An 18,800-nucleotide genomic window follows, 5' to 3' on the forward strand; every position below is an offset into this window, starting at 1 on the left:
GCTGGTCAGCCCCAGCCGAGCGCTCGCAGCGCCGCGGCGAGGGCCGCCGCGGCGATGACCACGATGACGAAGTTGGCTCGCAGCCACAGCAGGACGACGGCCAGGGCGACGGCTGCGAGCCGGGCGTCCAGCACGATGCCGTCGTCCCCGCCGACCGTCTGCGTGACGACCAGACCGGCGAGCAACGCGACCGGCAGCAGACCGATGATCCGCGAGCGGCGAGGCCCGTCGACGAGTGACTCGGGCACGAGGTGCCCGATGTACTTCGTCGCGAACCCCAGGATGCAGGCGGCGAGGACGGCCACCCACAGCACGGACGTGCTCACAGGAGGTCTCCTTCGGGCTGCTCGAGGTCGCGCGCGCGGCTCGGCGCGGAGGAGATCAGGCCGATGACGACCGCCGCCAGGGCTGCGAGGAGAACGGGGATGCCGGCGGGCGTCGGAGCGAAGGCAATGAGGGCGATGGCCGCGGCCAGCGCCGCGGTGACCTGACCGGTACGGTCGCGCAGACGCGGCCAGATGAGCGCGACGAAGGCGGCCGCGGCCGCTGCGTCCAGACCCCACACGCGCGGGTCGCCGATGGCATTGCCGACGACGGCACCGATGAGTGTCGAGAGGTTCCAGAAGGTGAAGACCCCCAGGCCGCCGGCCCAGAAACCCGTCCTCTGGACGGCGGGGTCCTCCTGTGCGAGGGCGACGGCGGTGGACTCGTCGATCGTCAGGTGGGCGGCGGCTGCCCTGCGCCAGCCGGTCAGCCGCAGGACCCGCGCGAGCTGGAGGCCGTAGAGACCGTTGCGGATGCCGAGCAGCGTCGAGGTGACGACAGCAGTGACGGGGTTGCCGCCGGCGCTGATGATGCCGATGAAGGCGAACTGCGAACCGCCGGTGAACAGCAGCAGCGACAGGGCCACGGTCTGCCACAGATCAAGACCGGCGGCGATCCCGAGGGCCCCGAAGCTGATGCCGTAGATGCCCGTCGCCAGACCGACGGAGAGCCCCTGACGACGTGCTGCCGTGTGCTCGAGGGCCAACGGGTCAGTCGGCACCGGTCTCCTCCACCAGGGTGGCGACGAGACGCACCTCCCGGGCGGTGTCCTCCTCAGGGGAGATGACCCGATCGCGGAAGGCACCGTCGGGGGTGAGCCCGGAGGCGGTGAGGAAGGCGCGCAGTGCCTCGTGCTCGACGAGGCACCAGATCGCCACGTGCTCGGCTCCGGCCTCGCGCAGGATGTCGACGGCGGCGTTGACCAGGCGCGAGCCGTGGCCCTGCTGGCGGTGCATCGGGTGGACGCCCAGCGCGGTGATCTCACCTGTCGTCTGACCGGCGTCCGGGTCCTGGCTCGGTCCGATGGCGACGAACCCGATGACCGCATCACCGGCGCAGGCGACGAGGAGGCGGTGGACTCCCTCGGGCGGGGTGCGAAGGGAGTCCCTCCAGCCCGCGGCGAAGGCCTGCGGGTCGAAGGCGGCATGCACCTGCGGAGGGACGATGCCGTCGTAGGCCTCCTGCCAGACGAGGGCCTGGGTCTGCCCGACGGCGGGTGCGTCGTTGACGGTGGCGCTGCGGACGCTGGCGTCGGCGGTGGTCATCAGCGCCCCACGAACTGCGGCGCGCGCCGCTCGGTGAAGGCGCGCTGGCCCTCGGCCAGGTCCTCGCTGGCCCAGGCGCGGGCGAACGCGGCGGAGTAGGCGGCGTCCGCCGCCGGGACCGCCCCCATGCCGAGCTTTGATCCGGACTGGGACAGCGGGGCCAGCGGCACCGCCCTGCGAGCGAGGTCGAGGGCGACGGCGAGATCGCCACGCTCCTGGGCGAAGCCGAGACGCCAGGCATCGTCATCGGTGAGCACGGCAGCCGTCAGGACCATGTGGCGAGCAGCGCCTTCACCCCAGAACCGGGCGACCCGGTCGAGCGTCCACTTGTCGACCATGAGTCCGAGCTTGGACACCGGGACCGCGAAGCGGGCGGGGACGTCGACGACGCGCAGGTCGCAGGCGACGGCGAGCTGCATGCCCAGGCCCATGCACGACCCGGAGATCGCGGCGATCGTCGTGATCGGGAGTGCGGCGAGGTGGTGCAGCACCTCGGCGAGGCGTTCGGTGAAGGAGACGTCCTCGAGCTCGGTGAGGTCTGCGCCGGCGCAGAAGTGTCCCTCGGCGCCGGTGAGCACGACTGCGCGAGAACCGGACTCGACGGCTGCGACGACGGCCGCGTGCAGTTCTTCCAAGGCCGTCAGGTCCAGCGCATTGCGGCGGTGGGTTCGGTCGATCGTCACGACGGTGACGGCATCGTTGGTCTCGCTGAGGATGGGCACCGAGCCAGCATACGGAGGGGCGAAGGGGGTGCTGCAGCCCTCCCTTCGGCCGGGTCGAGGGCCTAGGTTGAGGGCATGGACACTGCGTCGCCGACGAAGGTTGCACTGACGAGGGTGCCGGTCCCCGGCACCGGGGCCGAGGACGTGCTCGTCGGCCCGGACGGTCGGGTGTGGACGGGCACGGCGGACGGCGCGATCATCGTCGTCACCCCGGACGGTAGGCGCAGCGAGAGGGTCGTCGAGACCGGGGGCAGGCCGCTGGGGCTGGAGTGGCTGCCGGACGGTCGCCTCCTCGTGTGCGATGCCGTGCGCGGGTTGCTCGCCGTCGCCGTCGACGGGTCCGGTGGCATCGAGGAGCTCGTCACGCACGTGGACGGCGCAGCGATGCTCTTCACCAACAATGCGGCGGTGGCCGCCGACGGCACGGTCTGGTTCAGCGACTCATCGCGTCGGTGGGGGATCGACGACTGGAAGAGCGACCTCGTCCAGCACACCCGCAGCGGTCGGCTTCTGCGGCGGGACGTCGACGGCACCGTGACCACCGTCCTCGACGGGGTGGCCTTCGCCAACGGCGTGGCCCTCTCACGAGACGAGAGCATGGTGCTCGTGGCCGAGCTGTCCCTGCGCCGTATCCGCCGGGTGGGTCTGATCGGCGGTCGGCCGACGGCGGGCCATGTCGTCGGAGAGGTCGGGGGTGCCGTCGAGCCCCCGCAGGACCAGGTCCTCGTCCCGGAGCTGCCCGGCTATCCCGACAACATCTCGCGCGGGTCGGACGGGCTGATCTGGTCGGCCATCGCCTCGCCACCCGACCCGGTGCTCGGGCTGCTCCAACGTGGGCCGCAGCGGTTGCGCGATCTGGCGCTGCGGTTGCCGGAGGCGCTGAAGCCCAGCCCGCAGCGGACGGTGCGCGTGACCGCCCACGACGACGAGGGCAGGCTCGTCCATGACCTGTCTGCGGACGCCACGCAGTGGCACATGGCGACCGGGGTGCGCGAGCACGACGGGCGGGTCTGGCTGGGCAGCCTCGTCGAGCCCGCGATCGCGTATCTCGACGTGCCCCGCTGACCGTCGGGCTCAGGAGGCGAGGACGAGCGCGGTCATCGCCACCAGCCAGCTGACGAAGCTGCCGACGAGGAAGTACTCGGTGACCTTGTCGATGTCCGAAGGGCGTCGCCCGTCCTCGTCGGTCCTGGAGTGCGACCTCAGCTCGGGCCAGCGGATGAGCCCCTTGGCCGCGATCACGAGTCCGGCTGCGGTGAGCTCGCCGGCGAGACCGAGCCCCAGGATGAAGATGCGCTCGAGCGGACCGAGCAGGCGACCGCCGCGCAGCTCGCCGTCGGCGCCGCCGGTGACCGGGTTCGGGGGGAGCGCGCCGGTGGTGACGAGGACGAGCCGGACGACTCGGTTACCGGTGGCGAGCTGGACGAGCACGAGCCCGGCGATCAGCAGGGCACGATCTGGTTCGGGCTGCCAGGGCAGACGGCTCCACGAGAGCCACTGAGCGAGCCACCCGGTGACCGGGGGCGCCCAGCCCGACCCGACGAGCTGGACGAGCAGAGCCCCGGTGAAGACGGCCAGCGCCCGTCGGTGGCCGGTGCCGCGGTCGGCCTGCTCGGCGCAGATCAACCAGGCGACGAGGCCGATCACGGCCAAGGTCGTCAGCAGGACACCGCCCCAGGTCGCGAGGAGCCCGCAGGTGGCCGCCACGACGACGAGCACGAGCAGGCCGACGATCGGTACCCAGCGGATCTCGCGCACCGACGCGGAGGGTTGCGGGCGCAGGCTGCGCAGCAGATCGGCGACACCGATCGCGACGAGGAGGGCTGACAGGACGGTCACGGCAGGGCCTCCAGCTCGGCGTCGAGGGTGACGAGGTGGTCGAGGGCGTCGCGGTGGACGCGGCGGGAGACGGCCGTGGGGGAGATCTCCTCGGCCTGCGCCAGGTCCTTCTGGCTCGTACCGGCAAGCAGCCCTCGCAGCAGTCGTCGGGACCGGTCGTCGAGGTCGTCGACGAGCAGGTCCCGGTGCTGCAGCGCGACGTCGAGCACCAGACCGACGGGGGAGTCCTCGCGCCAGCGGGTGCGCACGACGCGGCCGTCCGCACGAGCGGAGGCTTCTGCCCCCTTCGCCATGGTGATGGCCTCTCGGGCCTGCCACCACCCGGGGCCGTCCTGGACGCTCCCGTCCGCGCTCAGCGAGGTGACCTCGCCGTAGGACAGGCCGTAGCGGGTCTCGACCTCGGGGAGGAGCCCCGTGCGCAGGAGCAGCGCTGCGTGCGTGGCCTGCCCCCGTCGCTCCCACGCGCCCTGGAACTCGTCACCCACCGTGATCCGGACCGGGTGCACCGGGTGCGTGATCTCGTTGACCCGGGCGATGACCTCCTCGAGGCGGGCGTGCAGCCGCCCGCGGTCGACCGCGCTGCGCGAGCCGACGACGTCGCCGATGAGGGTGGCCACCATGGTCATCTGAACACCCTAGCGCGATCCACCGACAGATGAACCTGTGGAGTCAACCCTTCGGTGAATCAACCAGTGACGTCACGTTCGTACGCGACGAAGTCGAAGCCATCGCGCGGGTCGCGCCGGACCTCGCGCCAGACCTGCGGGTCGAGCTGCGGGAAGAAGACCTCAGCATCGGGCGAGGCGGCGATCTCGGTCAGCTCCAGACGGGAGGCCAGGTCGATGGTCTGCCGATAGATCTCCCCGCCACCGACGACGAAGACCTCACCGGGACCGCCGACGACGAGGGCCTCGGCCAGGGAGTGCACGGCGATGGCGCCCGGAGCGCTCCAGCCGTGGTCGGAGGTGATGACGACCGTCGTCCGACCGGGCAGGGCCCGGCCGATCGAGTCCCAGGTGCGCCGCCCCATGAGCATCACGCCACCCATCGTGAGCGCCTTGAAGTGCTTGAGGTCCTCGGGGAGGTGCCACGGCATGCCGCCGTCGACCCCGATGGCGCGGTTGGCTCCCAGCGCGGCGACGAGGACGAGTCGCTGGTCGTGACCCATCTCGACGAAGGGGGTCAGCCCCCCGTCGCGCAGCCCCTCGAGCACGAGACGCTCGTGCGGCACGACCCGCTCGGGCAGCTGCGCCAGCGGCCACCAGCGCAGCTCGGCCGCCTTGTCGGGCTCGCGCAGGGTGGGCTCGCCGGACCACTGCGTGACGTGGAAGAAGAAGTCGGCGCGCTGCTCACGCGGGCCGGCGAGCGTGCTGCGCTGGACCGTGGTGAGCGGGGCCGCGGCGAGGACCCGGACCCCGAGCTCCTCCTCGACCTCACGGTGCAGGGCCTCGACGGGTGAGCCCGCGTCCTCGACGTGACCGGCGGCGCCGCAGGCCCACCAGCCGTCCATGAAGCCGGTGCCCTGCCGCAGCTGCAGCAGGACCTCGACGCCCTCGTCCTCGCTCGTCCGGGTCATCACGGCGTAGGACGCGGCGAGGAGCGGGACCCTGCCCCGCAGGCTCTCGGGAGTCGGTCGCGGCAGGCTCATACGGCGATCGGTGCCTTGATCGTGGGCGCGGCCTCGTACCCGACGAGGGTGAAGTCGTCGAGCTCGTAGGCGTCGATCGAGTCGCGCGGCGTGATCTCCATGCGCGGCAAGGGGCCGGGGGAGCGGGTCAGCTGCAGGTCGGCCTGCGCCAGGTGGTTGCTGTAGAGGTGCGCGTCACCGAGGGTGTGGACGAACTCACCCGGATCCATGTCGACCTGCTGGGCGACCATCATCGTCAGCAGGGCGTAGGAGGCGATGTTGAAGGGCACGCCGAGGAAGATGTCGGCGCTGCGCTGGTAGAGCTGGCAGGACAGCTTGGCCCGCTGACCGTCCCGCGCCGGCGTCACGTAGAACTGGAACATCGTGTGGCACGGGGGCAGGGCCATCTCGCCGACCTCCGCGACATTCCACGCGGAGACGATGTGACGGCGGCTGTCGGGGTTGGTGCGCAGGGCATCGATGACCTGGCTGATCTGGTCGATGGTCGACCCGTCGGGCGCCGGCCAGGAGCGCCACTGGTGGCCGTAGACCGGACCGAGGTCACCCTGCTCGTCGGCCCACTCGTCCCAGATGGAGATCCCGCGCTCCTGCAGCCACCGGACATTGGTGTCACCACGCAGGAACCACAGCAGCTCTCCGATGATCGATCGCAGGTGCAGCTTCTTGGTCGTCAGGGCCGGGAAGCCCTGCGACAGGTCGAAGCGCATCTGGTGACCGAAGACGCTGCGGGTCCCCGTACCGGTGCGGTCGGACTTGTCGACCCCGTGGTCGCGGACGTGCTCGAGGAGGTCGAGGTACTGGCGCATGGCGTCACGATAGACGCCCCCACCGACGGCTACGCTGACCAGCATGACGACTTCCCCCTTCGGCAGGGTGATCACCGCGATGGTCACCCCCATGAACCCTGACGGCTCGGTCGACACCCAGGGTGTGGCCGCTGTCGTCGAGCACCTCGTCGCGACCGGGCACGACGGCGTCGTCGTCAACGGCACGACCGGCGAGTCCCCGACGCTGAGCTCCGCCGAGAGCATCGCGATGGTCGAGGCCGTCAAGGCCGCGGCCGGCGACCGCCTCGCCGTCACGGCCGGAGTCGGGTCCAACAACACGGCGCACGCCATCCAGATGGCCGGCGAGGCAACTCGGGCCGGCGCCGACGGTCTGCTCGTCGTCTCCCCGTACTACAACAAGCCCACCCAGCCCGGCCTGCTCGCCCACACGCGCGCCATCGCCGACGCGGCCGAGCTGCCGATCATGCTCTACGACATCCCGGGGCGCACCGCGACCCCCTTCGCCGTGGAGACGCTCATCGCGCTGGCCGACCACGAGCGGATCCTCGCCGTCAAGGACGCGAAGGGGGACCTGTGGGCCGCCTCGCAGGTCATGGCAGCGACCGACCTGATCTGGTACTCCGGGGCTGACGAGGACAACCTCGCGCACCTCGCGCAGGGCGCCCACGGAGTCGTCTCCGTCGTCGGCCACGTGGCCGGACGTCAGTACGCCGACATGGTCGCCGCGGTCGACGCCGGCGACCTGGTGACCGCCCGTGCCATCCACCACCGCCTCATCCCGGTCGTCAACGCCCTGATGACGACCTCGCAGGGCGCGATCATGGCCAAGGCCGCGCTCGTCGAGCTCGGGGTCATCTCGCACCCGACCGTCCGGCTGCCCTACGTCGAGGGGCCGCAGGAGCACCTCGAGATCCTGCGGGCCGGTCTGACCGCCTCGCAGATCGGGGTCCCTGCATGAGTCACCCCCACCCCGATCTCGTGGTTCCCCCGCCGCTGGAGGCGGGCGCAGTGCGCGTCGTCGCGCTCGGTGGCCTGGGTGAGGTCGGGCGCAACATGACGGTCATCGAGCACGAGGGCCAGCTCCTCGTCGTCGACTGCGGTGTCCTCTTCCCCGAGGACCACCAGCCCGGCGTCGACCTGATCCTCCCGGACTTCGAGTACATCCTCGACCGCCTCGACGATGTCCAGGCGATCATCCTCACGCACGGTCACGAGGACCACATCGGCGCGGTGCCCTACCTGCTGCGGCACAAGCCCGACATCCCGCTCGTCGGGTCGATGCTCACGCTGGCGCTCATCGAGGCCAAGCTCAAGGAGCACCGCATCAAGCCCTTCACCCTCGGGGTCAAGGAGGGCGGGCGCGAGTCCTTCGGAGTCTTCGACTGCGAGTTCATCGCGGTCAACCACTCGATCCCCGACGCGCTGGCCGTCTTCGTGCGCACCGCGGGCGGCACCCTGCTGCACACGGGTGACTTCAAGATGGACCAGCTGCCGCTGGACAAGCGGCTGACGGACCTGCGCGCCTTCGCGCGGGTCGGTGAGGAAGGGGTCGACCTCTTCCTCACCGACTCGACCAATGCGGAGGTGCCCGGCTTCACGACCCCCGAGCGTGACATCGCGCCGGCGATCGACACGGTCTTCCGCAACGCGCAGCGCCGGATCATCGTCGCGTGCTTCTCCAGCCATGTGCACCGCGTCCAGCAGGTGCTCGACGCCGCGGAGCGCAACGGTCGCAAGGTGGCGATGGTCGGCCGATCGATGGTGCGCAACATGGGCATCGCCGCCGACCTGGGCTATCTCCACGTCCCCGACGGGGTGCTCGTCGACGTCAAGAAGCTCGACCAGCTCGCCGACCACGAGGTCGTGCTCATCTGCACCGGCAGCCAGGGCGAGCCGATGGCCGCCCTGTCCCGCATGGCCAACCGCGACCACCGCATCGACGTCGGTGACGGCGACACCGTGCTGCTCGCCTCCAGCCTCATCCCCGGCAACGAGAACGCCGTCTACCGCATCATCAACGGTCTGATGCGCCTGGGCGCCGACGTGGTCCACAAGGGCAACGCCAAGGTGCACGTCTCAGGCCACGCCAGCGCGGGCGAGCTGCTCTACTGCTACAACATCGTGAAGCCACGCAATGTCATGCCGGTCCACGGCGAATGGCGTCACCTCGTGGCCAACGCCGACCTGGCGATGCAGACGGGTGTCGACCCCGACCACGTCGTGCTCGCCGAGGACGGTGTCGTCGTCGACCTCATCGACGGGCGGGCCCGGATCGTCGGCTCCGTGCCGTGCGGTTACGTGTACGTCGACGGCTCGAGCGTCGGCGAGGCGACCGAGGACCTGCTCAAGGACCGCCGCATCCTGCGCGACGAGGGCTTCATCTCGGTGATCATCGTCGTCGACTCCTCGACCGGCAAGATCATCGCCGGACCCGAGATCACCGCCCGAGGCTTCGCCGAGGACGACGAGATCTTCACCCAGGTCAAGCCGAAGATCATCGCGGCCCTCGACGAGGCCGCCAGCAAGGGCACGACCGACACCCACCAGCTGCAGAGAGTCGTGCGCCGCGCGGTCGGCGGCTGGGTGGGCGGCAAGATCCGCCGTCGCCCGATGATCATCCCGGTGGTCATCGAGGCCTGAGGTCCGCCGTCCCGGGAGCCTCATTGTCCTGTCGAGGGCGAAGGGGGCCTGCCGGGTCCCCCTTCGCCCTCGCCCGAGGAGGCGGTCCGCTCAGAGGGCGCGCAGGGCGCTCAGGAGTCGGTCGATGTGCTGCGGCGTGGTGCCCAGGCCGGCGCTGATCCGCACCGCGCTGTCCTGCTCGTGCTCGGAGAGCAGGTCGTCGACGAGCAGGTGGGCGCAGAACTTGCCGTCCCGCACGCCGATGCCGTGGTCGTCACCGAGGATGCGCGCGACCTCACCGCTGTCGTACCCGTCGACGGTGATCGAGGCGACGGGTGCACCCTCGCCACCGCCGAAGAGTGTGTGCACGTGCACGCCCTCGATGTCGGCGAGGCCGACAAGGAGGCGGATGCGCAGCGCCTGCTCGTGATCGGCGATGGCCCGCTCGTGCTCGGCGATGAGGTCGCACGCGGTGGCCAGCGCCACGGCTCCGAGGACATTGGGGGAGCCGGCCTCGTGGCGGGCCGGTCCGCAGGCCCACTCCGTCGTGTCGACCCCGACGTGGGCGGACGCGCCGCCGCCGGCGAGGTACGGGTCGGCGGCGTCGAGCCAGTCGCTGCGCCCGACGAGGACCCCTGCTCCGAAGGGCGCGTAGATCTTGTGGCCGCTGAAGGCGATCCAGTCGATGCCGAGTGCGCTGATGTCGACCCGGCGGTGGGGCACGACCTGGGCGCCGTCGAGGGCGAAGCGGGCGCCGTGCTCGTGGGCCAGCGCCGCGATCCGCTCGATCGGCCAGTGCTCCCCCGTGACATTGGAGGCGCCGGTCGCGACGACGAGCCGGTGCTCGGCGGGGTGGTTGCGCAGGGCCTGGTCGAGCAGGTCGATCGCCTCGTCGTGGCTGTGCGGCACCGGCAGGCGCAGGGCATCGCCCCACGGCAGCAGCGCGGCGTGGTGCTCGGAGGCGAAGACGAAGACCTTGGTCCCCTCGGGCAGCGCCCGCGCCAGCAGGTTGAAGGAGTCGGTCGTGTTGCGGGTGAAGACGACCTGGTCGTCCTCGCGGGCCCCGACGAAGTCGGCCACGCTCTCACGGGCCTGCTCGTAGCGCGAGCTCGTGACGCGGGAGGCGAAGCCCGCACCGCGGTGCACGGAGGAGTAGGTCACTGCGGCGGCCGCGACCTCCTGCGCGACCGCGGCGAAGGCAGGGGTCGTGGCGCCGTGGTCGAGGTGGGCGTACTCGACGACCGAACCGTCCTCGTCGCGGTAGCTCAGGCCAGCGGACACGAGCTCGGGGAGGAGGGTGGTGGTGTGCACATCGAAAACAGTCATGACAGTGCTCCTGGGTCCTGTTGGACCCGAGCGTCACCACGGGTCCGCGCTTGCCGGGCAACTGGTCGTCGCCGGCCAGGTCGTCACCCGGAGCACCCCACCGCGGAAGGAGGGTTGCCGACCAGCTAGCCGGGGCTTGTCGCTGGTACTCGTGACCTTGGGTCAGGACGGTAGCGCACCGGGCGGGGGGTCTGTCGAGCGCTCACCGAGGTCGTCTCGCAACGTGGGACATCAGGTCAGGGCGAGGGCCAAGACCGCGCCGGCGACGAGGTAGGGACCGAAGGCCAGCTGGGTGGAACGGGTCGCCCGCCGCGCGAGCAGCAGTGCGAGAGCGACGATCCCGCCGAGGACGAAGCCCAACCAGATCCCTGCGACGAGATGCATCCAGCCCTGCCACGCGAGGGTCGGGGCGATCGAGACGAGCAGCTTGGCATCGCCCATCCCGATGGAGCGGCCGTACAGGACGAAGGCCAGCAGGACACTGCCTCCGCCGACGAGCACCGCCGCGATGGCGGCCCGGGCCAGTGCCCCCCAGTCGCCGGTCGCGATGGAGGCCCCGGTGAGCAGCAGCGCCACTGCCGGCACGAGCGGCACGGTGAGGGCATTGGGCAACCGGTGCACATCGGCGTCGACCGCCGCGAGGACCAGACCGACGAGGGCCAGGAGCAGTGGGGCCAGCAGGACGGGCCACGAGCGGTCCGCGAGGGAGCGCTCGAGGACCAACCCGACGAAGGGAGCGACCGCCGGGACCCACAGGTGGCGGGGGAGGGTCCCTCCTTCGTCAGCGCGCCGATAGCCGCCGGTGCGCAGCCACCACCAGCCGAGGAGGCCGCACGCGAGCGCCGCGAGCACGGCGAGCAGGGTCCGAGGGTCCACGACGCGACGCTACTAGGCCGTCGACGTCGGCCGCCCACGGATCTGCACAGGTTGGCCCTGTTGCGCGTGTGACGCGTGTGTCAGAGGTGGCTATCGCCTAACCTGCGGAACATGGCCACTCGTCCGTCGACCACCTCGCGCAGCACCAAGGGCGCCTCGTCGCGCCCCAAGGGCAGCACCCGCCCAGCGGGTCGCAAGGCTCCTGCCAAGACCGCTGCCAAGGGAAAGACCTCCGCCGCCCGTACGTCGTCGGCGTCCGGAGGGGGCCTGCCCCTGCCCATCGCCGCGGTGCACAGGACCTGGATGGGTGTCGCCCACGCGACCGGTTCGGGAGTGCGGCGCATCGGCCACAGCGCCAGCCAGATCGAGCCGGAGCACCGCCGCGACGGATGGGGGTTCCTCGCCCTCGCGCTGGCCCTCGTCGTGGCCGTGCGTGAGTGGTGGGGGTTGTCGGGCACCTTCGGCGACATCGTGCACGCAGTCTTCGCCGGCACCTTCGGTCGGGTGGCCTACGCCCTGCCCATCGTCCTGCTCCTCCTCGGCGTGCGTCTGCTCCGCTCGCAGGGGGACGCCTCGGCCGATGCCCGACTGGGTTTCGGCGCGATCATGGGCCTCTTTGCCGCCTCGGGTCTGACCCACATCGCCAAGGACATCCCGCAGCCTCCCGACGGCGCCGGTCCGATGCGCGACGCCGGTGGCATCTTCGGCTTCCTCGCCTCGGACCCGCTGTCCACCGCGGTCACGCCGTGGCCCGCCACGATCCTGCTCGTCCTGCTGGGGCTCTTCAGCCTCCTCCTCCTCACGGGGACCCCGTTGCACGAGGTCCCGCAGCGTCTGGCCTACATCCGGGCGGCCTTCACCGGCGAGGTCCCGGACCATGTCACCTCCGCCGAGGTCGACGCCCGCCACGACGCACCCGGGGCCGCGGTCACCCGCGCTCGCCGTCGTCGGGTCATCGACCCCGCGGACGAGGCGCTGTCGGGTGAGCGCGATGGCGACACCGCCTTCGACCAGGCAGCGGTCGTGCAGCCGGTCGGCAAGGGCCGCAAGCGCCGCTCCGCAGCCGTCGATGCTGCCACCGCCGCCACTGCTGCCGATGCCGGCACCGATGTCGACGAGAGCGCCGAGACCCCGCAGGCCGAGGCCGGCGGGCCCCGCCCGGGGGAGAAGCGTCCGACCAAGAACCCCGTTGTCGCCCCGATCAAGCCCGCGGACAAGACGGTCCTCGAGGCCCCGCCCACGACCCAGCTGCCGCAGCGGGTCGAGCAGCTGGCTCTCGCTGGGGATGTGACCTACACCCTCCCCGACAGCAGCCACCTCAAGCCGGGCGCCCCGCACAAGGAGCGCTCCGCGGCCAACGACAAGGTCGTCGAGGCCCTGACCAACACGCTGGACGAGTTCGGCATCGACGCCCACGTCACCGGCTTCCACCGCGGCCCGACGGTGACGCGCTATGTCGTCGAGCTCGGCCCCGGTGTCAAGGTCGAGCGGGTCACCGCGCTGTCCAAGAACATCGCCTACGCCGTCGCCTCGGCGGACGTGCGCATCCTCAGCCCGATCCCGGGCAAGTCCGCCATCGGCATCGAGATCCCCAATGCCGACAAGGAGATGGTCTGCCTCGGCGACGTCCTGCGATCGGACGTCTCGCGCAACAACGAGCACCCGATGGTCATGGGTGTCGGCAAGGACGTCGAGGGCGGCTATGTCATCGCCAACCTGGCCAAGATGCCGCATCTCCTCGTCGCCGGCGCCACCGGCTCGGGCAAGTCCTCCTTCGTCAACTCGATGATCACCTCGATCCTCATGCGGTCCACGCCGGACGAGGTGCGCATGGTGCTCGTCGACCCCAAGCGCGTGGAGCTGACGGCCTACGAGGGCATCCCGCACCTCATCACGCCGATCATCACCAATGCCAAGAAGGCCGCCGAGGCCCTGCAGTGGGTCGTGCGCGAGATGGACATGCGCTACGACGACCTCGCGAGCTCCGGCTACAAGCACGTCGACGACTACAACAAGGCCGTCCGGGCGGGCAAGGTGCAGCCGATCCCGGGCAGCGAGCGGGTCATCCAGCCGTACCCGTACCTGCTGGTCATCGTCGACGAGCTCGCCGACCTGATGATGGTCGCCCCCCGCGATGTCGAGGACTCGATCGTGCGCATCACGCAGCTGGCCCGTGCGGCCGGCATCCACCTGGTGCTGGCGACCCAGCGTCCCTCCGTGGACGTCGTCACCGGTCTGATCAAGGCCAATGTGCCCTCGCGGATGGCCTTCGCGACCTCCTCGCTCGCTGACTCCCGCGTCGTCCTCGACCAGCCCGGCGCCGAGAAGCTGCTGGGTCAGGGTGACGCGCTCTTCCTGCCGATGGGCAAGTCCAAGCCGATGCGTGTCCAGGGCGCCTGGGTCACCGAGTCGGAGATCGACGACGTGGTCGCCCACGTGACCGGCCAGCTCAAGCCGAGCTACCGCGAGGACGTGGCCCCGCCGGAGGCGCCCAAGAAGCACATCGACGAGGACATCGGCGACGACCTCGACGTGCTGCTGCAGGCCACCGAGCTCGTCGTCACGACGCAGTTCGGCTCGACGTCGATGCTCCAGCGCAAGCTGCGGGTCGGCTTCGCCAAGGCCGGACGGCTCATGGACCTGCTCGAGTCGCGCGGCGTCGTCGGGCCCTCCGAGGGGTCCAAGGCTCGCGATGTGCTCATCACGCCCGAGGACCTGCCGACCACCCTCGCCCTGATGAAGGGGGAGGACCCGCCGCCCCTCGAGGAGCCCACGGCGGCGCCCGAGGACGACGAGCCCATCGAGACGGTCGACGCCGCGCCGCAGGTGCCAGCGACCGACGACACCGATGTCATCGACGTGCGCACGGGGGCACCGGCGCAGCCGTACAACCGCTATCCCGAGGACCCGATCGGCACCGAGGTCGTGGAGGAGTGGACCGAGGACGACGACGAGGACGCCTGGTCGCTCACCGACCGGGGCTGAGGTTCGCCGAGTCCGCAGGCACGGTGTCGACGGGCCCCGCCTCGACGACACCGGCCTCCACCAGCTCGGCGTGCACGTCGTCGACGAAGGCGAGGACTTCGGCGCTGCCCTGCACCGGGCCGCCCGCCAGCAGGCCGTCGCCGCCCAGGAGCACCGCGCCGGGGGTGCCGACGCCGAAGATCTGCGCCAGCGTGCCCTGCGGGTCGTGCAGGATGCGCTCGGCCAGGTGCGGCACGGCACCCAGCGCGGCCTCCAACGGCAGTGAGACGACGGCACGCACCCTCACCGGGCCGAGCAGCTCGTCCCACGCGGGGATCCGCTCGATCGGCGTCGCGCACGGTCCGCAGCCCGGGGAGACGAAGACGAGCATCATCGCGCCGTCGCTGACGAGGGAGCGCAGCGGGAGTGACCGGCCCGACTCGTCCTCGAGCGCGGCGAAGGGGAGTGGCTGGCGGCTGTAGTCCAGCTCGTCGAGATCGCCGTCCGGGCCCCCGTCCGCGTCAGTGCCATCGGTGCGATCGGCGGCGGCGGACGAGGTGAGGGACCCTCCCTTCGTCCCGCCGAAGGTCACCACGACCACGGCGACCGTCAGCACCACGAGGGCCAGCCACAGCCAGGCTGTCGCGGGAGCGGCCGCGAGCCGCATGACCACGGAGTCCTGCGCGGTGGCCGACCACACCGTGAGCAGCGCGAGGACGACGAGCAGGATATTGCGCACGGCCGTGCGGCGGGTGACCTCACCCAGACCCAGGCGACCGAAGCAGCTGCAGGTGACCGGGTACCCGAAGCCCAGCGCCCGCACGATCACCACGAGATAGGCCACGAAGAGGGCCAGCGCCACCACCGCGACCACGACGGCGAAGGGTGCCGGGACCGCCAGCAGGGCGAGGGCCAGGCCGATCTCGGCCCACGGCAGGACGCTCGGGGCGGGGGTCTTGGTGAGCAGTCCGGGCAGGCGCAGCTGGCTGAAGGCGCTGCGCGTCTCCTCGGGGTGACGCACCTTGGCGGCACCACTGATGAGGAGGAGTGCCGCGATGAGGAGCGGCGGGAGGATGAGGGGGCTGGCATGCACGCAGCGAGTCTAGGGTTGCCCCATGACGAAGGCCTGGTACGAGCTAGACAGCCGCCCGACAGGAACCCGCTACTGGGCCGCAGTGATCCGCAAGCAGCCGTCGGCGATCCTGGTGAGCATCCAGCTCCTGGCGATCTTGCTGCTCCCGTGGGTGGAGTCGGAGTACTGGGGTCGGGCGGTCATCACCAGCCTGTCCCTCGTCGCCGTGACCTTCGGGATCTGGGTCGTGCGCTCCACCCCGGGACTGACCTGGTTGGCGCTGCTCATCGGGCTGCCCGCCTTCATCTTCGAGGTGTGGTCGGTGATCGACGAGAGCAATGTCGCGGTGGCCTTCCTCGCCTACTTCCTGCTGGCCATCTTCTACATGTACGTCGCCTACGGGCTCGTGGCCTACATGTTCGCCGACTCGTGGGTGACCAAGGACGAGATGTTCGCCGTCGGCGCGGCCTTCACCGTCCTCCTCTTCGCCTTCGCCTACCTCTACGGCGCGATCCAGACCCTGGCGCCCGGTTCCTTCGTCGGGTTCGCGCCCGGGGAGCATCGCAGCTTCCTGGAGCTGCTGTCCTTCTCCGCGGCCAACCTGGCCGGCGTCGGGCTGTCCGACATCGCGGCGGTCGAGCCGCAGGCGCGCGCCGCGGTGATCCTCGAGCAGCTCGGTGGGGCGCTCTACGTCGCCATGGTCATCTCCCGTCTCGTGGCCATGGCCGTGATGCGTTCGCGCAACTGACCGGGCTCGCCGGTGGCCGACGCAGGCCCGGCGGCCGCCTAGAGTGGGGGGCATGTCCGTCCCCTCCCGTAGCGTCGCCCTCGTCACCCTGGGCTGTACCCGTAACGACGTGGACTCCGAGGAGCTCGCCGGTCGGCTGTCCGCCGAGGGCTGGACCCTCGTCGATGATGCGGCGCAGGCCGATGTCGCCGTCGTCAACACCTGTGGATTCATCGAGCAGGCCAAGAAGGACTCGATCGACGCGATCCTCGAGGCCAATGATCTGCGCGAGCACGGCAAGACGCAGAAGGTCGTGGCCGTCGGCTGTCTCGCGGAGCGCTACGGCAAGGAGCTGGCCGACGAGCTGCCCGAGGCCGACGCCGTGCTCGGCTTCGACTCCTACGCCGACATGTCCACCCACCTGCGTGCCGTCCTCGACGGGCACGCGCCAGAGGCCCACACGCCGGGCGACCGTCGCAAGCTGCTGCCCATCTCCCCGGTCGACCGCGATGCCAGCGATGTCGCCCTTCCCGGTCACAACACCGGTGGTGACCTGCCCCGTGCCCGCCTCGACGACCGTCCGTGGGCCCCGCTCAAGATCGCCTCGGGCTGCGACCGCCGCTGCTCCTTCTGCGCCATCCCGACCTTCCGCGGTGCCTTCGTCTCTCGTCGCCCGAGCGATGTCGTGGCCGAAGGGAGGTGGCTCGCCACCCAGGGTGTGCGCGAGCTCTTCCTCGTCAGCGAGAACTCGACGTCCTACGGCAAGGACCTCGGGGACCTCGACCTGATGGAGGCTCTCCTGCCCGAGCTCGTGGCCATCGAGGGGATCGAGCGGGTACGGGTGTCCTACCTGCAGCCCGCCGAGATCCGCCCCGGCCTGCTGCGGGCCATGGCGAGCATCCCGGGCGTCGTCCCCTGGTACGACATCTCCTTCCAGCACGCGTCGGGGCCGCTGCTGCGCCGCATGCGTCGATTCGGCGACACAGAGTCATTCCTGGGCCTCATCGAGGGCATCCGGGAGCGCCAGCCGGAGGCCGGCATCCGCTCCAATGTCATCCTCGGCTTCCCCGGGGAGACCGAGGAGGACGTCGCCGAGCTCGAGCGCTTCCTCATCGCGGCTCGTCTCGACGTCGTCGGGGTCTTCGGCTACTCGGACGAGGACGGCACCGAGGGTGAGCGGCTCGATGACAAGGTCGACGCCGAGATCATCGCGGCGCGCGTGGAGCGCATCAGGGACCTCGTCGAGGAGCTGACCGCCCAGCGCGCCGAGGAGCGCGTCGGTGAGGTCCTGCAGGTCCTCGTCGAGGAGATCGACGAGGAGACCGGTGAGATGAGCGGCCGGGCCGCGCACCAGGGCCCCGACGTCGATGGCGTCACCCTGCTCACCGGTGACCTCGACGCCGTCGAGGTCGGTGCGGTCGTCACCGCGGAGGTGGTCGGCACCGAAGGCATCGACCTCCTCGCGAGGGTCCGTCCGTGAGCACCGAGGGCACGGGCAGCATGTCCCCCCCGGCCCCCGAGCCGAGTCCGTGGAACCTGCCCAATGCCCTCACCGTGGGGCGCATCCTCCTCGTCCCCGTCTTCGTGTGGCTCGTGCTGAGCGACGGCGGCGAGGACACCGGGACCCGGTGGTGGGCGTGGGGCGTCTTCGCGATCGCGATCATCACCGACCGCATCGACGGTGACCTCGCGCGGGCCAAGGGGTTGGTCACGACCTTCGGCAAGGTCGCCGACCCCATCGCCGACAAGACGCTCACCGGCGCCGGCTTCATCACGCTGTCGATGATCGGCGAGATCCCGTGGTGGATCACGATCGTCATCATCGCCCGTGAGCTCGGGATCACGGCCATGCGCTTCTGGGTCATCCGCCACGGAGTGATGCCCGCCAGCCGCGGCGGCAAGATCAAGACCTTCCTCCAGGCCTTCGCGATCGGCCTCTTCGTCATCCCGCTGAGCACGCTGCCGCTCGAGTGGCTCTGGCGCGGGCTGGCCTGGGTCATCCTGATCGCTGCCCTCGTGGTCACGATCGGCACGGCGGTCGACTACATCATGAAGGCGATGACCTTGCGCTCGACGAGTGACCGCGCCCGGCTGAAGCGGGAGCGCAAGGCCGCGCGTGAGCGCTGACGCCGCAGACCTGCTCGCCCTCCTCGCCGAGCGGGGGTGGACGCTCGGGACCGCGGAGTCCCTCACCGGTGGCCTGGTCGCCGCGACGATCGTCGCGGTGCCCGGCGCCTCGCGGGTCTTCTCCGGCTCGGTGGTCGCCTACGACCCCGCGGTCAAGATCTCGCTCCTCGGTGTCGACCATGACCTCGTCGACCGGGTCGGCACCGTCGACGAGCAGGTCGTCACCCAGATGGCGAAGGGAGCACAGCGTCGGCTCGGCGTGGACGTCGCCATCGCGACGACCGGCGTGGCCGGGCCCGGTCCCAGCGAGGGGCATCCCGCAGGAACCGTGTGGCTGGCCTGCGCAACTCCGGCAGGAATCGTGACTCGTCGGCTGACGTTGACCGGAGGACGCGCCACCGTGCGTGCGGATGCCGTCGCTGCGGCGCTCGGCCTCGGCCACGAGGCAGTCAGCGCCGCATCCTGACTCTTTGCGGGACTCCTCCTGACGGGTGACGGTGGAG

Annotated in this window: 19 protein-coding genes and 1 riboswitch; of the genes, 8 read left to right on the top strand and 11 right to left on the bottom strand. The window is 70.9% G+C overall.

What is annotated here, in order from left to right:
- Positions 1-5 precede the first annotated feature (5 nt).
- The 4 genes from ASG73_RS18175 to ASG73_RS09630 are packed head-to-tail and all read right to left on the bottom strand — an operon-like array spanning position 6 to position 2,311.
- Positions 6-326 (bottom strand): AzlD domain-containing protein, encoded by a 321-nt coding sequence (locus ASG73_RS18175; RefSeq protein WP_055993975.1) that lies wholly within the window; start codon positions 324-326, stop codon positions 6-8.
- Complete coding sequence (locus ASG73_RS09620) at positions 323-1,045, bottom strand: AzlC family ABC transporter permease (protein WP_055993977.1); 723 nt, start codon at positions 1,043-1,045, stop codon at positions 323-325. Before ASG73_RS09620 ends, ASG73_RS18175 begins: the two co-directional genes overlap by 4 nt.
- The gene (locus tag ASG73_RS09625; RefSeq protein ID WP_055993979.1) at positions 1,035-1,589 is read right to left on the bottom strand and encodes a GNAT family N-acetyltransferase; all 555 of its coding nucleotides are present in this window, start codon (positions 1,587-1,589) and stop codon (positions 1,035-1,037) included. The genes ASG73_RS09620 and ASG73_RS09625 overlap by 11 nt, the downstream gene beginning before the upstream one ends.
- Entirely contained in the window at positions 1,589-2,311 is a 723-nt protein-coding gene (locus tag ASG73_RS09630) for an enoyl-CoA hydratase-related protein (RefSeq protein ID WP_055993981.1), read from the bottom strand. Before ASG73_RS09630 ends, ASG73_RS09625 begins: the two co-directional genes overlap by 1 nt.
- A gap of 75 nt (positions 2,312-2,386) precedes the next feature.
- Between ASG73_RS09630 and ASG73_RS09635 the strand changes: the two genes are divergently transcribed.
- Positions 2,387-3,376: an SMP-30/gluconolactonase/LRE family protein gene (locus ASG73_RS09635; protein WP_055993983.1), complete on the top strand. Its 990-nt coding sequence runs from the start codon at positions 2,387-2,389 to the stop codon at positions 3,374-3,376.
- A gap of 9 nt (positions 3,377-3,385) precedes the next feature.
- Here the strand turns inward: ASG73_RS09635 and ASG73_RS09640 are convergent, their stop codons facing one another.
- Genes ASG73_RS09640 through ASG73_RS09655 form a run of 4 tightly spaced genes read right to left on the bottom strand, consistent with a single transcriptional unit; the run spans position 3,386 to position 6,604 of the window.
- Positions 3,386-4,150, bottom strand: coding sequence for a hypothetical protein (locus ASG73_RS09640; protein ID WP_055993985.1), 765 nt, complete (start codon positions 4,148-4,150; stop codon positions 3,386-3,388).
- Positions 4,147-4,776 (bottom strand): SatD family protein, encoded by a 630-nt coding sequence (locus ASG73_RS09645; protein ID WP_055993987.1) that lies wholly within the window; start codon positions 4,774-4,776, stop codon positions 4,147-4,149. The genes ASG73_RS09640 and ASG73_RS09645 overlap by 4 nt, the downstream gene beginning before the upstream one ends.
- A 59-nt stretch (positions 4,777-4,835) precedes the next feature.
- Complete coding sequence (locus ASG73_RS17575; RefSeq protein WP_082567123.1) at positions 4,836-5,798, bottom strand: dihydrofolate reductase; 963 nt, start codon at positions 5,796-5,798, stop codon at positions 4,836-4,838.
- Positions 5,795-6,604 (bottom strand): thymidylate synthase, encoded by an 810-nt coding sequence (locus tag ASG73_RS09655; protein ID WP_055994567.1) that lies wholly within the window; start codon positions 6,602-6,604, stop codon positions 5,795-5,797. Before ASG73_RS09655 ends, ASG73_RS17575 begins: the two co-directional genes overlap by 4 nt.
- Positions 6,605-6,647: 43 nt before the next feature.
- Here ASG73_RS09655 and dapA point away from each other — a divergent pair, with 43 nt between their 5' ends.
- Both dapA and ASG73_RS09665 read left to right on the top strand, forming a co-directional pair.
- Positions 6,648-7,544, top strand: a complete 897-nt coding sequence (gene dapA, locus ASG73_RS09660) for a 4-hydroxy-tetrahydrodipicolinate synthase (RefSeq protein ID WP_055993989.1) — start codon at positions 6,648-6,650, stop codon at positions 7,542-7,544.
- Complete coding sequence (locus tag ASG73_RS09665; RefSeq protein WP_055993991.1) at positions 7,541-9,226, top strand: ribonuclease J; 1,686 nt, start codon at positions 7,541-7,543, stop codon at positions 9,224-9,226. The genes dapA and ASG73_RS09665 overlap by 4 nt, the downstream gene beginning before the upstream one ends.
- A 90-nt stretch (positions 9,227-9,316) precedes the next feature.
- On the opposite strand, the gene ASG73_RS09670 is transcribed toward ASG73_RS09665, so the two are convergent.
- Positions 9,317-10,531 carry an aminotransferase class V-fold PLP-dependent enzyme gene (locus tag ASG73_RS09670; RefSeq protein ID WP_055993993.1) on the bottom strand — a complete coding sequence of 405 codons (1,215 nt, stop codon included), beginning with the start codon at positions 10,529-10,531 and terminating at the stop codon, positions 9,317-9,319.
- Positions 10,532-10,572: 41 nt separating this feature from the next.
- A riboswitch (SAM riboswitch) is annotated at positions 10,573-10,688 on the bottom strand.
- Positions 10,689-10,762: 74 nt separating this feature from the next.
- On the bottom strand, positions 10,763-11,407 hold the full coding sequence (locus ASG73_RS09675; RefSeq protein WP_055993995.1) for a prepilin peptidase: 645 nt from the start codon (positions 11,405-11,407) through the stop codon (positions 10,763-10,765).
- Positions 11,408-11,518: 111 nt separating this feature from the next.
- On the opposite strand from ASG73_RS09675, the gene ASG73_RS09680 reads away from it, so the two are divergent.
- Positions 11,519-14,392: a DNA translocase FtsK gene (locus ASG73_RS09680; RefSeq protein WP_082567124.1), complete on the top strand. Its 2,874-nt coding sequence runs from the start codon at positions 11,519-11,521 to the stop codon at positions 14,390-14,392.
- On the opposite strand, the gene ASG73_RS09685 is transcribed toward ASG73_RS09680, so the two are convergent.
- Entirely contained in the window at positions 14,376-15,464 is a 1,089-nt protein-coding gene (locus tag ASG73_RS09685) for a MauE/DoxX family redox-associated membrane protein (RefSeq protein WP_055993997.1), read from the bottom strand. The two genes, ASG73_RS09680 and ASG73_RS09685, sit on opposite strands and share 17 nt — an antisense overlap.
- 22 nt (positions 15,465-15,486) lie before the next feature.
- Between ASG73_RS09685 and ASG73_RS09690 the strand changes: the two genes are divergently transcribed.
- The 4 genes from ASG73_RS09690 to ASG73_RS09705 are packed head-to-tail and all read left to right on the top strand — an operon-like array spanning position 15,487 to position 18,763.
- Positions 15,487-16,191, top strand: coding sequence for an ion channel (locus ASG73_RS09690; RefSeq protein ID WP_055993999.1), 705 nt, complete (start codon positions 15,487-15,489; stop codon positions 16,189-16,191).
- A 52-nt stretch (positions 16,192-16,243) separates the two neighbouring features.
- Positions 16,244-17,650, top strand: coding sequence for a 30S ribosomal protein S12 methylthiotransferase RimO (gene rimO / locus ASG73_RS09695; protein WP_055994001.1), 1,407 nt, complete (start codon positions 16,244-16,246; stop codon positions 17,648-17,650).
- A gap of 20 nt (positions 17,651-17,670) precedes the next feature.
- Complete coding sequence (gene pgsA / locus ASG73_RS09700) at positions 17,671-18,297, top strand: CDP-diacylglycerol--glycerol-3-phosphate 3-phosphatidyltransferase (RefSeq protein WP_055994573.1); 627 nt, start codon at positions 17,671-17,673, stop codon at positions 18,295-18,297.
- A complete protein-coding gene (locus tag ASG73_RS09705) occupies positions 18,287-18,763 on the top strand; it encodes a CinA family protein (protein WP_055994003.1) in 477 nt (158 codons plus the stop codon). The genes pgsA and ASG73_RS09705 overlap by 11 nt, the downstream gene beginning before the upstream one ends.
- Positions 18,764-18,800: the final 37 nt, after the last annotated feature.

It is taken from the genome of Janibacter sp. Soil728, assembly GCF_001428305.1.
Taxonomy (GTDB): Bacteria; Actinomycetota; Actinomycetes; order Actinomycetales; family Dermatophilaceae; genus Janibacter.

What these genes read in the sequence shown, in the direction of transcription:
- ASG73_RS09655 (WP_055994567.1), bottom strand. Translation starts at nt 6,604, where the DNA reads ATGCGCCAGTACCTCGACCTCCTCGAGCACGTCCGCGACCACGGGGTC.
- rimO (WP_055994001.1), top strand. Translation starts at nt 16,244, where the DNA reads ATGTCCGTCCCCTCCCGTAGCGTCGCCCTCGTCACCCTGGGCTGTACC.
- ASG73_RS09690 (WP_055993999.1), top strand. Translation starts at nt 15,487, where the DNA reads ATGACGAAGGCCTGGTACGAGCTAGACAGCCGCCCGACAGGAACCCGC.
- ASG73_RS09635 (WP_055993983.1), top strand. Translation starts at nt 2,387, where the DNA reads ATGGACACTGCGTCGCCGACGAAGGTTGCACTGACGAGGGTGCCGGTC.
- ASG73_RS09670 (WP_055993993.1), bottom strand. Translation starts at nt 10,531, where the DNA reads ATGACTGTTTTCGATGTGCACACCACCACCCTCCTCCCCGAGCTCGTG.
- ASG73_RS09680 (WP_082567124.1), top strand. Translation starts at nt 11,519, where the DNA reads ATGGCCACTCGTCCGTCGACCACCTCGCGCAGCACCAAGGGCGCCTCG.
- ASG73_RS09625 (WP_055993979.1), bottom strand. Translation starts at nt 1,589, where the DNA reads ATGACCACCGCCGACGCCAGCGTCCGCAGCGCCACCGTCAACGACGCA.
- ASG73_RS09645 (WP_055993987.1), bottom strand. Translation starts at nt 4,776, where the DNA reads ATGACCATGGTGGCCACCCTCATCGGCGACGTCGTCGGCTCGCGCAGC.
- ASG73_RS17575 (WP_082567123.1), bottom strand. Translation starts at nt 5,798, where the DNA reads ATGAGCCTGCCGCGACCGACTCCCGAGAGCCTGCGGGGCAGGGTCCCG.
- dapA (WP_055993989.1), top strand. Translation starts at nt 6,648, where the DNA reads ATGACGACTTCCCCCTTCGGCAGGGTGATCACCGCGATGGTCACCCCC.
- pgsA (WP_055994573.1), top strand. Translation starts at nt 17,671, where the DNA reads ATGTCCCCCCCGGCCCCCGAGCCGAGTCCGTGGAACCTGCCCAATGCC.
- ASG73_RS09665 (WP_055993991.1), top strand. Translation starts at nt 7,541, where the DNA reads ATGAGTCACCCCCACCCCGATCTCGTGGTTCCCCCGCCGCTGGAGGCG.